11 protein-coding genes are annotated in these 14,757 nt (G+C 46.1%); 8 read left to right on the top strand and 3 right to left on the bottom strand.

Translation table 11 applies throughout. The annotated features are described in order from the left end of the window. Positions 1–89 precede the first annotated feature (89 nt). The 8 genes from LDX50_RS12415 to LDX50_RS12380 all read left to right on the top strand — a co-directional run bounded on the left by LDX50_RS12415 (position 90) and on the right by LDX50_RS12380 (position 11,298). Positions 90–1,733, top strand: a complete 1,644-nt coding sequence (locus LDX50_RS12415) for an NADH-ubiquinone oxidoreductase-F iron-sulfur binding region domain-containing protein (protein WP_225697612.1) — start codon at positions 90–92, stop codon at positions 1,731–1,733. Continuing rightward, positions 1,726–4,431, top strand: a complete 2,706-nt coding sequence (gene fdhF / locus LDX50_RS12410; protein ID WP_225697611.1) for a formate dehydrogenase subunit alpha — start codon at positions 1,726–1,728, stop codon at positions 4,429–4,431. The genes LDX50_RS12415 and fdhF overlap by 8 nt, the downstream gene beginning before the upstream one ends. 99 nt (positions 4,432–4,530) lie before the next feature. Continuing rightward, complete coding sequence (locus LDX50_RS12405) at positions 4,531–5,730, top strand: nucleoside permease (RefSeq protein ID WP_225697610.1); 1,200 nt, start codon at positions 4,531–4,533, stop codon at positions 5,728–5,730. Then, positions 5,724–6,914, top strand: a complete 1,191-nt coding sequence (locus LDX50_RS12400; RefSeq protein WP_225698743.1) for a Gfo/Idh/MocA family protein — start codon at positions 5,724–5,726, stop codon at positions 6,912–6,914. The genes LDX50_RS12405 and LDX50_RS12400 overlap by 7 nt, the downstream gene beginning before the upstream one ends. Before the next feature lie 75 nt (positions 6,915–6,989). Further along, positions 6,990–7,310 (top strand): hypothetical protein, encoded by a 321-nt coding sequence (locus tag LDX50_RS12395; protein WP_225697609.1) that lies wholly within the window; start codon positions 6,990–6,992, stop codon positions 7,308–7,310. Positions 7,311–7,466: 156 nt separating this feature from the next. Further along, complete coding sequence (locus LDX50_RS12390; protein ID WP_225697608.1) at positions 7,467–8,207, top strand: PIG-L deacetylase family protein; 741 nt, start codon at positions 7,467–7,469, stop codon at positions 8,205–8,207. Between the two features lie 289 nt (positions 8,208–8,496). Continuing rightward, complete coding sequence (gene katG / locus LDX50_RS12385) at positions 8,497–10,743, top strand: catalase/peroxidase HPI (RefSeq protein ID WP_255647346.1); 2,247 nt, start codon at positions 8,497–8,499, stop codon at positions 10,741–10,743. A 285-nt stretch (positions 10,744–11,028) separates the two neighbouring features. Next, positions 11,029–11,298 (top strand): hypothetical protein, encoded by a 270-nt coding sequence (locus LDX50_RS12380; protein ID WP_225697607.1) that lies wholly within the window; start codon positions 11,029–11,031, stop codon positions 11,296–11,298. A 403-nt stretch (positions 11,299–11,701) separates the two neighbouring features. Here the strand turns inward: LDX50_RS12380 and LDX50_RS12375 are convergent, their stop codons facing one another. The 3 genes from LDX50_RS12375 to LDX50_RS31010 all read right to left on the bottom strand — a co-directional run bounded on the left by LDX50_RS12375 (position 11,702) and on the right by LDX50_RS31010 (position 14,693). Next, a complete protein-coding gene (locus tag LDX50_RS12375; protein WP_225697606.1) occupies positions 11,702–12,748 on the bottom strand; it encodes a hypothetical protein in 1,047 nt (348 codons plus the stop codon). A 34-nt stretch (positions 12,749–12,782) separates the two neighbouring features. Then, positions 12,783–13,538: a DUF6090 family protein gene (locus tag LDX50_RS12370; RefSeq protein ID WP_225697605.1), complete on the bottom strand. Its 756-nt coding sequence runs from the start codon at positions 13,536–13,538 to the stop codon at positions 12,783–12,785. 78 nt (positions 13,539–13,616) lie between these two features. Further along, positions 13,617–14,693, bottom strand: coding sequence for an adenylate/guanylate cyclase domain-containing protein (locus tag LDX50_RS31010; RefSeq protein ID WP_225697604.1), 1,077 nt, complete (start codon positions 14,691–14,693; stop codon positions 13,617–13,619). Positions 14,694–14,757: the final 64 nt, after the last annotated feature.

Below are 14,757 nucleotides of genomic sequence, written 5' to 3'. Positions count from 1 at the left end.
TATTGCTGACTAAAATCGCTGCCATCTTTGACTTGCATCAGCTATCCAACTTTGAATTCTGATTATCTTTTTATCCAAACACCAATCCTATGTCGGGCAACTTAAGTCATCTGCTTTCAAGAAAACCGCTGTCAAATGGATTATTGAATGCGCAGCACAGGGCATCTGCCGATTCAGGAGAAGTTAGCCCGGAACAGGCCGGAACGATAGCCGCTGATTTCAATGTCGGACCGGCAAATGTTCTTGGCTCATCTTCATTTTATGATTTCCTCAAGCCTGCGAACAAGGGCAAAAAAGTATATGTATGCAGCGGAAGCGCCTGTATGCTTGCCGGAACACAACCAGCGCTGCGACAGAACATCGAACAACTTGTCGGAGCAGCTGAGATCGGTGAAATGTGTTGCCTGGGCAGATGCCATGAAAACAGCGCCATGCATTACAACGGCATAAACTATTCAGGTTGTACCACCGAAGATGTTCGGGGAATATTAAAAGATGAGTTAACCGACGGATATGATACGTATCATGTCGAATCTGATCTCGGGGATTCCGTACTCATGCCCTGGATGAGTAATATGGAAGACTTTAAACCATTGATAAATAGCATATTAAATGATCATGAAGAAAATTTACTTCATGAAATAAAGTTGAGTGAATTACGTGGAAGAGGGGGCGGCGGATTTCCCATGTCGGTAAAGATTAACGCGTTGTTGCAGTCTGATTCCAAGGTGAAGTATATCGTTTGCAATGCTGATGAAGGGGATCCCGGATCCTACTCCGACCGGTATCTCATGGAACACCGTCCGCACCAGGTGCTCTTTGGTATGTTCTTGACGGGATATATTACAGGTGCACAAAGCGGAATAATTTATGTTCGTGCTGAATATCCAGAAAGCCTCCGAATCATGCAGGATGCTGCAGCACAATGGAATCAGTTGAAACCTGACCATACCAACTTCACTTTCACATTTGAGATCGTTAAAGGTGCAGGCTCCTATGTAGTCGGTGAAGAAACAGCGTTGTTATCATCTATCGAGGGTCAGCGTCCGGAAGTACGCGTACGTCCGCCATATCCGGTAGAAAAAGGACTATTTGGAAAACCCACACTTGTAAATAATGTAGAGACCTTCGCGAATCTGCCCTACATTGCAGAACATGGCGGTGAGGCTTTCAGCCGGCTGGGAACGGCTAAATCGAAAGGCACCAAACTGGTTTCGCTGGACAGTCACTTCAACCGGCCCGGTGTCTATGAAGTATTGATGGGTACAAGTTTGTCGCATGTTGTCTATACCCTCGGACAGGGATTTCGGTCGCCTGTTAAGGCCTTACATATCGGCGGACCGTTGGGAGGAGTGGTGCCCGTGAACATGATTGATTCGCTTACACTGGATTTTGAGTCTTTCCGGGAGGCGGGTTTCGAACTGGGTCACGCGAGTATTCTGGCAATTCCTGAATCTTTTCCGATGATCGACTATATGATTCATCTGTTTGAGTTTGTTGCCCATGAATCCTGCGGAAAATGCTTTCCCTGCCGTTTGGGATCAAAACGAGGTTTTGAACTCCTTAAAGCTTCCCTCATTGGATCCCGCATCAATTCAACTGAATTCCGCGATTTACTGGAAGCACTTCAGTATGGCTCATTATGTGGATTGGGTAGCGGTTTGACCACTCCCATCAGGAATATCCTGCGGCATTTCCATTCCGAAATTGAAGCATATTTCAAAAATGATTAAATCGGAAAAAAATATCGCCTTCATAGATGACAAGCAGTTCCCATTCGAGAATGGAGAAATGCTCATCACTTTCCTTGAAAGACACCTGGGGGAAAATTCCATCCCAACACTGTGTTATGATCCAAATCTGAATCCGATTGGTGCCTGCCGGCTCTGCACTGTAGAGATCAGCAGGGGACCCGATGAGGAGAGAAAAGTGGTTGCCTCCTGTCATACGCCCGTTCAAGACGGATTACATGTTTATCCCCATACCGATCGAATGCATCGTATGCGAAAAAACATCCTGGGACTTGTGGCCGGCGATTATCCGATGGATACAGTAACTGACGACCAGGAAACGGAGTTTTCAAGGCTGGTGAAGTCAATGAATGTCAGTGAATCAGGTTATAAAGGTGCTACCCGGGAGGCATTCAAAGCAGACCGGAGTCATCCCTACATGGTTTCCGACCTCAATAAATGTATCAATTGTCACCGGTGTGTGGCAGCCTGCGACGAGATCCAGGGAGAATTTGTATTGAGCATGTTCGGCAGGGGTTATGACAGCCATATCATCAAAGGGACCTGCGAATCATTCAATGATTCTGATTGTGTGTCCTGCGGTGCTTGTGTTCAGACGTGTCCGACCGGTGCCATTACGGATATATTCCAATCCAATATTCGCACGCCTGATGAGAAAATCACCAGAACAGTTTGCACCTATTGTGGTGTAGGTTGCAACCTGGAAGTGATCACCCAGGGCGGAAAGATTACAAAAGTACGGGCGCCTGCCGATGCAGAAGTGAACAAAGGCCACTTGTGCCTCAAAGGACGGTATGCCTTCGGATTTCACAATCATCCGGATCGTCTCCGTTCCCCGATGGTTCGTGAAAACGGTGAATTCAAAGAGGTGAGCTGGGATGAGGCCTATGATTTCATCGCGCAGCGACTGGAAAAGATCAAGTCGGAATACGGGCCTGATCATATTGCCGGAATCTCATCCTCACGCTGCACAAATGAAGAGAACTACCTGATGCAGAAGTTTATACGTGCTGTTATTGGAACTAATAATATAGATGGATGTGCACGTATTTGTCATGCACCTACAGCCGCGGGTATGCAACGCACCTTTGGGACGGGAGCAGCGACAAACTCGATTAAGGACCTTGATGATACAGATTGCATATTGGTGATTGGTGCGAACCCAACAGAAGCACACCCGGTAACCGGCGCCAGGATCAAGCAGGCAGCGATGAAGGGTAAAACGCTGATCGTTATTGATCCGAGGAAAACAACCCTGGCAAAATACGCCGATATTCATCTCCAGCTAAGGCCCGGAACCAATGTGGCATTGCTTAATATGATGCTCTATTACATCATTTCGGAAGGGTATATTGATCATGATTTCGTTGATTCACGGACGGAAGGATTCGAAGAATTCAGGGAAGAAATATTGAATCTGGATATCGACGAGGCGGAAGAGATCACGGGTGTAGACCGGGAAATGGCAAAACTGGCAGCTATCACATATGCAAAAGCTAAAAATGCCATGTCGTTCCACGGACTGGGTGTTACAGAGCATCACCAGGGTACATATGGTGTCACACTGGTGGCGGACCTGGCCATGATTACCGGAAATATCGGCCGTTCTGGGGTAGGGGTTAATCCTTTACGCGGTCAGAATAATGTACAAGGCTCCGCTGATATGGGTGTTCAGCCTAATCAGGGTGCCGGCTATTTGGATGTCACAGTGCCTGAAAACCGCAAAAAGTATGAGCAGCACTATGGCGTATCGCTGCCACATGAAGTAGGATACACAATTCCTGAAATGATCGAGGCGGCTCAGGAAGGCGAGCTCAAGGCCCTTTGGATCATGGGAGAAGATGTGGTGCAGACCGAACCGAATACTGAAAAAGTACGAAAGGCGCTGCAGAACCTGGATCTTCTGGTAATGCAGGAAATATTCATGTCGGAAACTGCGAAGCTGGCAACCGTCATATTGCCGGGATCATCTTTTTTTGAAAAAAGCGGGACATTCACCAACGGCGAGCGAAGGATTCAACGGGTAAATGCGGTTATCGAACCCCTGCATGATAGTAAGCCTGACGGACAAATTGTTGCCGAAATGATGAACCAAATGGGCTATAAACAGCCGGCATACAGGGCTTCGGAAGTCCTTAAAGAGATATCGGGGATCGTACCGTTCTTCAAGGGTGTAAAATGGGAAGAGCTTGGAGAAAATGGCAAACAATGGCCGGTAATGGAGAATGGGGAGGATACTGAAATTTTACATACAGAGACGTTTGGAAGAGGCAAGGGATTGTTTGTGCATACCGATTATACTGAAAGTCCGGAAATCGAACAATTCGGTGTGGCATACCCGCTAATACTGACCACGAACCGCGAACTGGAGCATTACAATTGCGGCACGATGACACGGCGCACGCCGAACCGCGAGATCGTTACTGAAGATGTCTTGTTGATGAATCCCGGGGATGCTACCCGAAAGGGCATCCATGATGGTGATACGGTACAGCTTAAATCAGCCCGCGGTACCATTAAAATTCGCGTTCGGATTTCAGATGAAGTGAAACCCGGTGTGGTGAGTTCAACATTTCATTTTCCCGAGATCATGCTGAATACTGTCACAGGGGATGTGTATGATGAAGTTGCGAACTGTCCGGAATATAAGGTAGTTGCTGTGGATGTGATCGCGGTGTAGCCGATGGTTGAAGTCAATAACCCGCTGATATAAATTTTCACCGGAGGCAAAGATTTTTTCATACCTTAACATCAAGGGTAACCTTTAACCATGACAACTATGAAAACCTCCTTAACGATTCGATTGTCCTTCATGATGTTTCTTGAATTCTTCATCTGGGGCGCCTGGTTCGTTACGATGGGTACATATCTGAGTCAGACCATCGCTGCTTCGGATGTACAGAATGCACAGGCGTATGGTACGCAGTCGTTGGGTGCCATTCTGGCTCCATTCATTATCGGCCTGATAGCGGACCGGTATTTTGCTGCACAGCGTATTCTGGGCGCGCTTCACCTGCTGGGGGCCGCATTGTTATTCTGGATTACTTTCCAGGAAGACTTCAGCAGTTTCTATCCACTGATCCTGATCTATATGATCCTGTATATGCCAACACTGGCACTGGTGAATTCTGTAGCCTTTCGTCAGCTGGCAGACCCAGAAAAGGAATTCGCGCGAATCAGGGTTTGGGGTACGATCGGATGGATCCTGGCGGGATTTGTGATCGGATGGTTCACCTGGGAAAGCCAGGGGCTGCTGGTCAATACCTTCCGTCTTGCCGCGGTGGCTTCGGCCATACTCGGCATTTTCAGCTTTTTTCTTCCGGAAACACCCCCCGGCAGCAAGGGCAAGGATGTGAGCATTGCTGATATCATAGGAACAGATGCATTGAAACTACTGAAAGACCGTAATTACCTCATTTTCTTCATCGCCTCCATTTTGATCTGTATTCCACTCGCATTCTACTACCAGGAAGCCAATAAATTCATGAATGAGATCGGTGTGGAGCAGGCTGCGGGTAAAATGGCGTTCGGACAGGTTTCAGAGATCGTATTCATGCTGCTAATTCCGTTCTTCTTCCGAAAATTCGGCGTGAAGGTCATGCTGCTGATCGGCATGGGCGCCTGGACCCTGCGGTATATTCTTTTCGGTTATGGAAACGCTGAAGACCTGATGGCATTCATTTACCTCGGTATTATCCTGCACGGGATCTGCTACGATTTCTTTTTTGTTACCGGGCAGATCTATACCGAGCAGCGTGCGGGTGAGAACATCAAGTCCTCTGCTCAGGGGCTGATTACACTTGCCACATACGGCGTGGGTATGTATATTGGATTCATCGTGGCAGGCCAGATCACCGAGAAGTTCAATCTTGAAGTGGGCCACGACTGGCAACAGATCTGGATGTATCCGGCGGGAATCGCTGCTGCCGTTTTATTATTGTTTGCTGTATCATTTAGAGAAAAAAGAGTCAAATCATGAATATTGCTATGCTAGGGACCGGTTTCATCGGTCGGTTTTACACAGATGCACTACTGGGCAACAGGAGCCGCGATAAGGTGGTGAGCGTCTATTCAAGAACTTCAGAAAAAGGAAAGAAATTCGCAGATGACTATGGAGTGGATTTCTATACAACCAGTATGGAAGAAGCCGTCAACCGGGCGGATGTGGAAGTGGTTTGTATTTCGCTTCCGAATCACCTGCATGAAGAAGCCGTGATGCTTTGCGTGAAGCACAAGAAAGCTGTTATCTGTACGAAGCCGCTGGGAAGGAATTCCGAAGAAGCCTACCGCATGATGCAGGCCGTAGAAAAGGCCGGAATCTTTAATGGCTACCTGGAGGACCTCGTTTATACCCCAAAGTTTATCAAATCCTGGGAAGCGGTTAGAAATGGCGCCATTGGAAGGGTGCTCTGGGCAAAATCCAGGGAGACCCATCCCGGTCCGCACAGCGACTGGTTCTGGGACAAAGAGATGGCAGGCGGCGGCGCCATACTTGATCTTGGATGCCATTGCATAGAAATTGCGCGTACCTTCATTGGAAAGGATATACTGCCGGTAGAGGTAATGTGCTGGGCTGATACCCAGGTGAAGCCGATTGATGCGGAGGATCATGCGATCGGACTGGTGAAATATGAGAACGGGGCAATCGGACAGTTTGAGGTGAGCTGGACCTTCCGCGGCGGGTTGGATCTGCGGGATGAAGTGATGGGTGAGGAAGGAACTATCTGGAGTAATGGCTTTATGCGCACCGGGCTTGAGATCTTCACATCGGGCAAGAGTGGTGCCTATGTGGCTGAAAAAGCAGAAAGCGACAGCGGATGGTTATTCCCGGTAGGGGATGAACTGAATGAACTTGGATACTATCACATGTTCAAGGATATGTTTGATGCGATGGAAAATGAAGATCAGCCAAGGGAAACATTTTATGATGGCTACATTGTGAATGCCGTGATGGATGCTGCCTATAAATCGGTAAAATCCAAAAAATGGGAACCGGTGGAGCTGAAGGAATGGCGGGGACTAACAGGTCTCAGCAAGGACAGTCACCTTACGGATTATGATGATGACTATTATTTGATCAAGGAAGAGAAGACTCACTATGGAGACCGAAAGGTCATTATCAAACATAAGGAAACCGGGAAGATTGAGGAACGTGTCGTCTGAAGTGAGAAAAATTTTTCAGGATGCGAACAAAGTAGGATTCGGTCGTGTTCCCACTTATAACAGATAACTTACCGGATGCTCGTAGATATTGTCCTGGCCATTGTCGCGTTTTACCTGATGATCCCCCTGGTCGCCGGGTACTTTGCGTATTCCTATGGCCGTTCGTTCTGGCTTTGGTTTGCGATCAGTACATTTCTGCCGGTCATCACACATTTCATCCTGATCGCCCTGGTCTATTATGATGAGGAAACTACTGCCAAAACTGAATTAAACCGTCGTGAGCGTGCCGAATCGGAGCGTATCGTGCGTGAGCTGATAGAAGGGATGCCAGAAATCGGACCGGTAAAGCCGCCGGCTGGCACGGGTTCATTCAACCTCCGAAAGCGAAGCCTGTAAAAGGGAGAAGATCACATCCAATTGAACAATAAAAGATGCCGAACCCACCCCACTTAATGGGGGTAAAATAGGGGCTGTTACGGACAAATCGTAATGAAATAAAAAGTTCTTTTGAATTCACGTGGAAAGCATTAACATGGGTTAAAATGCAGGTTGATGAAAAGACGTGAAATATTAAAATCTGGCGCTGCGGGCATTATTGCCTCGAGCTCTATTGGTGCTGATGTATGGCGCAAATCAGCGGAGAAAATGAAAATTCTGGTCACAGGAGCTCATCCTGATGACCCGGAGACCGGATGTGGCGGAACCATTGCCCGGTACTCCCAGGCAGGCCATGATGTGACCGTTCTATATCTCACCAGGGGAGAGGCAGGTATTCCGGGAACCGGTCATGAAGAAGCGGCTGCCATCCGGACCCACGAAGCAGAAGCAGCGTGTAAAATACTCGGTGCGAAGCCACTGTTTGCCGGTCAGGTTGACGGAGATACCATGGTGACCAATGAATGGAATAAGAAGATCGGCAGCATCATTGCATCTGAAAAACCGGATATCATTTTTACCCAATGGCCGGTTGATACACACCGGGATCACCGGGCTTGTGCGCTAATGGTATATGATGCATGGTTGTACGGAGGAAGGAAACAGGCATTTTATTATTATGAGGTGATGACGGGTTCACAAACCATGAATTTCAATCCAACGGATTATGTAGATATCTCCGGGACCATTAAGCGGAAATGGGATGCCTGCTTTGTTCATGAAAGTCAGAAAATAAGGGAAACCTACGATCAGGATCACGGGAAAATGGAAATCTTCCGGGGAATGGAAGGCGGTTATCAATATGCTGAAGCCTTTGTCAGACTTCAGCAAAGCAAGCAAGGCATTTTGCCTGCCTGAGTCTTGTCGGAATTTTACAATCCATTATTTATTGCAGCTATATTACAATTTTTGTCAGGCTAATAAGGGTCCCTGCATTTTCCTGAAACCATACGGTGCGGTGACAGTAATTATTCTCAGGAGCTACCATTCTCAATGTTCATTTAGCTTTTAATTAGGGCTTATTTTCCGTAAATTATATGAGTCTGAACATTACCCTTAGTTATAAGTTAATCTGATACATGGATAATATTTATAAATAAAGATTATCGCAATTTTGAACTCAAACAATCTAAATCAATAAAGTAAAATGGAACATAACCACACATCAGCAAGTGACACTAGCTTCAATGTGAACGATTCAAGCAAATGCCCGTTCATGGGCGGACCGCTGAAGTACACAGCAGGGACTGGTACTTCGAACCGTGACTGGTGGCCAAATCAGTTAAATCTGCATATCCTCCGTCAGCACTCAAACCTGTCGGACCCGATGGGAGAGGATTTTGATTACGAAGCGGAATTTAAAACGCTCGATCTGGCAGCCGTAAAGAAAGATCTTTACGAAGTGATGACCAATTCTCAGGATTGGTGGCCTGCAGATTACGGGCATTACGGACCGTTCTTTATCCGGATGGCATGGCACAGTGCAGGAACCTATCGTATTGCCGACGGTCGTGGTGGCGGAGGTGCAGGAACACAGCGTTTTGCGCCCCTCAACAGCTGGCCTGACAATGCAAACCTGGATAAGGCGCGACTGTTGCTTTGGCCAATCAAGCAAAAATATGGAAGGAAACTATCATGGGCAGACCTGATGATCCTCGCCGGTAACTGTGCGTTGGAATCAATGGGATTTGAGACGTTTGGTTTCGGTGGCGGAAGAGCCGATGTATGGGAGCCTGAAGAGGATATCTATTGGGGAGCAGAAGGTGAATGGCTTGGAGACAAGCGTTACACAGGAGATCGTGAGCTGGAGAATCCGCTTGGAGCAGTGCAGATGGGTCTGATCTATGTGAACCCTGAAGGACCTAACGGTAAGCCTGATCCGATGGCTGCTGCAAAAGACATCCGTGAAACATTCGGCCGTATGGCGATGAATGACGAAGAGACTGTGGCGTTGATCGCGGGCGGACATACATTTGGAAAAACACACGGCGCTGCTGATCCTTCTAAGTATGTGGAAGCAGAGCCAGAAGGAGCAGGTATTGAAATGCAGGGACTGGGCTGGAAGAATAACTTCGGAACAGGAAACGCGGGTGACACCATCACCAGTGGATTGGAAGGTGCCTGGACTACCACACCTACCAAGTGGAGCAACAACTATTTCGAGAACCTGTTCGGTTTCGAATGGGAACTGACCAAAAGCCCGGCTGGTGCTTTCCAGTGGAAGCCAAAAGACGGTGCTGGTGAAGGAACAGTGCCTGATGCGCATGATCCAAATAAGAGCCATGCGCCATTCATGCTTACTACAGACCTTGCGCTTCGCGTAGATCCTGAATACGAAAAGATCTCACGTCGTTTCTATGAGAACCCTGATGAGTTCGCTGATGCATTTGCACGTGCGTGGTTCAAGCTGACACACCGTGACATGGGACCGAAGTCGCGCTACCTCGGACCGGAAGTACCTGCGGAGGATTTGATCTGGCAGGATCCGATTCCTGAAGTAACGCACGAATTGATCAATGATCAGGATATTGCCGGATTGAAAGACAAGATCCTCGCATCGGGATTAAGCGTTTCAGAACTTGTTTCTACCGCATGGGCTTCAGCATCTACATTCCGTGGATCAGATAAGCGTGGCGGTGCCAATGGTGCACGTATCCGATTCGCACCTCAGAAAAACTGGGAAGTGAATAATCCTGCTCAACTGTCTAAAGTACTTGATGTGCTGGAAGGCATTCAGGGAGCATTCAATGACGCGCAGTCAGGAAATAAAATGGTTTCCCTGGCAGACCTGATCGTTCTTGCCGGTTGTGCGGGAATTGAAAAAGCGGCTAAGAATGCCGGACATAACATTTCCGTTCCGTTCACTCCGGGACGTGCGGATGCGCTGGAAGAGCAGACAGATGCAGAAGCATTTGCAGTTCTTGAACCAACCGCTGATGGATTCAGAAACTACAAAGCCAATGACGCCAGAATCTCGGCTTCTACAGAAGAGATGTTGGTCGACAAGTCGCAGTTGATGACGTTGACTCCACCGGAAATGACAGTATTGGTAGGTGGTATGCGAGTACTGAACACCAACTATGATAAGTCGAAGCACGGTGTATTTACCGATCATCCGGAAGCACTGACCAATGATTTCTTTGTGAATTTACTGGATATGGGCACCAAATGGGAAGCCACATCCGATTCACAGGAAGTTTTTGAAGGACGTGATCGCAAGACAGGAAATGTGAAATGGACCGGAACACGCGTGGATCTGATTTTTGGATCGAATTCTGAACTGCGTGCACTGGCAGAGGTTTATGGCTGTGGAGATTCCCAGGAGAAATTCCTGAAGGATTTCGTTGCAGCATGGACGAAAGTAATGAACCTCGATCGTTTCGATCTGAAATAATTCAATTCAGGTTTTGAATAGTTAGTAGGGGCGGTCTGATTTCAGGCCGCCTTTCTTTTTTGGTATCAGAAAACATAAAATAGATTTTGGGCTGTCCGCCCGAATCAGGTTCTTCCCCACAATAAGGGGTTTGGGGTGGATTGTATTTTTTTGAAGATCCGATAATCATATTCTCACCTATAAACTGATGTAAAATTGTGGCTCAAAAGGAAGGATATCCTGAATAGATTATTTGTCAAAGTTTACCTTTTTTCTAATTATTGTATTACTAATAAATAATACAATATGAAGATTCGAAATATCCTGATTATTATCCTTGTGCTTTCCAATACACTGATGTTCGTTTACGCCGTAATGCAGGGAATCAAAGCAAAAGAACAGCGAATTCTTGCGGAGCAAAATGCCGTGATGGCGGAACAAAATGCCCAAAGAGCCTCGGAAAATGCTATACAGGCGGAATTAAGCCAGATCGAATTAAAAAAGAAGGACAGTATTATAGCTGTCATTTATCCTGTCGCATTGAAGGCAGATCCCACATTGCAGGTATTCCAGTAGTTATCGGCGCTGTTCCAATACCATGTTGTTGCGGTTGTCCGTGCACACCTTTATTTTCCCCATTATAGGGGCTAAATGTCATTAAGCTAAGAGAGGTTGATGCTCTATTTTAAAATTCTGCAACGCTTAATGACAGAGTGAGAATGAGAATGAGTGCGGGAACTACTTCCATCGTCATCCCTGCGGTACTCCCGCATGTCCCTAAGACATTGTGGGAGTCGGGCGGGGATCTGTTCTGTGCAGTTTCCTTCCCCTCGAGGAGAAACACCCCTTTAGCCACCTTCCAATGTCATTAAGCTAAGAGAGATTGATGCTCTATTTTAAAATTCCGCAACGCTTAATGACAGAGTGAGAATGAATGGCGGGAGCAACATTGATTTCCATCAAATTATCTAAAATACAATCAGTTACCTTTGCTTTGAAGAATCAGAACTTCATCGTCCATTACCGTTCCTACGAAGATGAATTCGCCATACTTACAGGCAACGGATGACGCGGACAGCTTCTCGCCTGAATCCAGGTAAAGCCTTTCAAGCTTATAGTCATCCTTATCGGAATAGGTGATTTTTAAGACTTCGGAAGGAGCATATTCCGATTTTCCTGTAGCGTAGGAAGTAAACTTCAGCAGGTTTGGATGTCCGGCCGTATAAAGGACACCGGATTCATCCAGCTCAATATTATCTGCACCCGTACCGCACTTTATGTTACCCATAAAATCGATTGATCCAGCTGACGTTTCATGATAAACCTTAATCGTAAAACTTCTGGGTGAAGCGACATACAGGAGAGCTCTGTCCTGATCATAATTGATCCCATTGGCATAGGCAATGTTTTCTGCCGCTTCTGTAAAGGAATCGCCATCATAATACAGGACATTGGAGAAGGCAATTCCGCCATAGTCTTCCAGGAGCCGCATGAAGCCCTTTGTATAGCCATGATCGTTGGTGATGTAGAATTTATCGGGGGCTGTGAGTACGAGATCATTCGGACTTACCAGGGCAGGATCTGTTATGGTCTCCTCATGCGACAGTACTGATCCGTCGAAGGTGAAGACTTCTACCGAATGGTATTCCGAAGTATGATTAATGGCGACGATCTGGTAGGTTTCGCCAGTCTGTATCATGGATATTCCGTGCGGGTTAAATTCACCTTGAAAAGAAGAGGAGAGGAGCACAGGCTTCCATTCAGACTGCTTCAGGTCGACCAGGTATAACCCGTTCACAAAGCCATCGGTGGGATCATAGAATTTGCGGTCAGTCGCGGAGATGATCAGGAAGCTGTCGGACCTGCTGATGGCCATATCCTCGGATCCCGGAAGGAACATCGTTTCCTGGACCGCAAGATCGGAGTAATTCTCGATGGTTCTGAAAAATCCGGTGGTAAGAAAGATATACAGAACCGGCACCAGCAGGAGCAGGAGACCGATTATGACTATTTTGAATATACGCATAGAATTATAATACAGTGTCTCCGGGTTTGAATGCTCATGAACGTTTATTCAACTCCATTTCAATATCATGAATCAGTTTTTCAATGGATATTATCGCCCCCTTGTAATATTGAATTCCTCGTTTTCTCTGTCTCAGGAGCATACTTAATATATTCAAAAATTCATCATTTTTTTTCAGTGCTTCAAAGTCGTTGGGCCTGGAAAGAAACAGAGATTCCTCATGCAGGCGTCTCATATGTTTTGAAAAAAACGGCAGGACCACAGTTTGTGACAATGTCCATTCCGTATCATCATAGTCATAGGTCAGCACTTTGGAACTTACCTCATACATATTGACTATATCGTTTTTGAGTGTCTCATTTTTAATAATATCAAGACCCTTGGATTGAAGTGAATTATACGCAGTAGCGGTAATGTACGGACTATTCCAAAACGTAAATCTTCCAAATGCAGTGTCGAGTTCATCAGCGTAGGGCAAGTCATTTTTTACAAAGTATTCAATTTTTTCATAATGCCGTACATCACGCGCATTATTGATTGTGTCAGTTTTGAGGTTAATGAGCGTGGTTTCCAGGTTCGATTTAATATCGAACAATAATTTCAGCTCTTCATTCTGCAATTTGCGGTTCTCATTCCAGTTGTTGATCTGGAGAGCAATTAAAATACCAACTACCACAAGAAAAATTTCTCCTGCAGCATATACTATATATTTTCCGGTGGGGGTAGTCGGTTTTCTTATTAGACCTGCATTTAAAATCTGCTGTCGTACTCGTCGAAATAGTTTGGGCATTCAGTTTAATCTTATATTAATGAAGAAATATGTGAATTTATAATTTAAACGATCCCCCGATTTTCAGCGTAGGGTATTTTAGTATTCAGGCACTTCAACCTTGAATAACTCAAGCGGTTTATTCTTACCACGGAGAGGAATACTTCCAATTTGCTCAAATCGCACCGAATCCAGATGTTTCACCTTTTCATAAATATAGTTGGAAATCAGCAGGTGAGCATCAAACTGCTTGCAACTTTCCTGGATCCGCGAGGTTGTATTCAGCACATCTCCTGAATAGGCAATTTCCCGCTTAATAATTCCCATTTCTCCCGCAATGACTATCCCGCCATGAATTCCTGCTTTAAATTCCGGCTGTACCTGGTAACGTTTTTTGAAATTTTCATCCCCGGATATGGAATCGGATATATCAAAAAAACACAGTATAGCTCTCTGAAAGCTTTTAGGGTGATTCATATTCCAGCTAACCACTATTTCGTCACCCACATACTGGTAAATTTCTCCATTGTGTTTGAGTATGGATGGGGTTATGGCAGTGAAGGCGTCCTTGAGGAACTGGAAATACTGTTCATTACCCAGTTTTTCAGCAATCGTGGTTGATGATTTCAGATCAAGGAACATGAAGATCCGTTCTTCCGGCCTGGGATGGAAGTATTTGCCCATGAGAAATTTACTCAGTACCCCGGGCCCGTATTTGTCATTGACCTGAAGAAAAAATAATGTGCCAAGACCGATCACAAGCCAATTCACATACTGGATCAGGATGGGCCAGGCATGACGGGTAACGGTCAGATCCGGGGCGGGAGGAAAGATGCTGAATTGAATGGAGATCGCATTAATGATCAGGTAAACACATAAATAGATCAATGAAAAGGTAATAAAAATACTCACTAGTGCACGGCCATAGCTGATAGACCGGAGCCATCGGTTCCAGACAAAGACGAGAATACTTCCACCGATAAGTCCGGCAACCATTCCGACAACAATATTTATCAACAGGTAGGGGACGGCCATCTCGCTGCTGAAATTCAAATCCAGGAAAATAATAACCGAATACTGAATCAGGAATTCAAATGCAGAAATGATCATCCAGAAAAGGGTGATCAGGAGTACCTGTTGGAGCTGAAATTTCAGCCTGTTATTTGGAGACTTCACAGCGTTAATGTATAGCAATTGGCATGCAGACAATTTAATAAAATTACGTGTGAGTGGCTATAGA

The organism is Fulvivirga sedimenti (assembly GCF_020328055.1).
This window is presented reverse-complemented; position numbering and strand designations above follow the sequence as displayed.

Bases quoted from the DNA above. Each gene is read 5' to 3' on its own strand.
- LDX50_RS12415 (WP_225697612.1), top strand. From the start codon at position 90: ATGTCGGGCAACTTAAGTCATCTGCTTTCAAGAAAACCGCTGTCAAAT.
- fdhF (WP_225697611.1), top strand. From the start codon at position 1,726: ATGATTAAATCGGAAAAAAATATCGCCTTCATAGATGACAAGCAGTTC.
- LDX50_RS12405 (WP_225697610.1), top strand. From the start codon at position 4,531: ATGAAAACCTCCTTAACGATTCGATTGTCCTTCATGATGTTTCTTGAA.
- LDX50_RS12395 (WP_225697609.1), top strand. From the start codon at position 6,990: ATGCTCGTAGATATTGTCCTGGCCATTGTCGCGTTTTACCTGATGATC.
- LDX50_RS12390 (WP_225697608.1), top strand. From the start codon at position 7,467: ATGAAAAGACGTGAAATATTAAAATCTGGCGCTGCGGGCATTATTGCC.
- katG (WP_255647346.1), top strand. From the start codon at position 8,497: ATGGAACATAACCACACATCAGCAAGTGACACTAGCTTCAATGTGAAC.
- LDX50_RS12380 (WP_225697607.1), top strand. From the start codon at position 11,029: ATGAAGATTCGAAATATCCTGATTATTATCCTTGTGCTTTCCAATACA.
- LDX50_RS12375 (WP_225697606.1), bottom strand. From the start codon at position 12,748: ATGCGTATATTCAAAATAGTCATAATCGGTCTCCTGCTCCTGCTGGTG.
- LDX50_RS12370 (WP_225697605.1), bottom strand. From the start codon at position 13,538: ATGCCCAAACTATTTCGACGAGTACGACAGCAGATTTTAAATGCAGGT.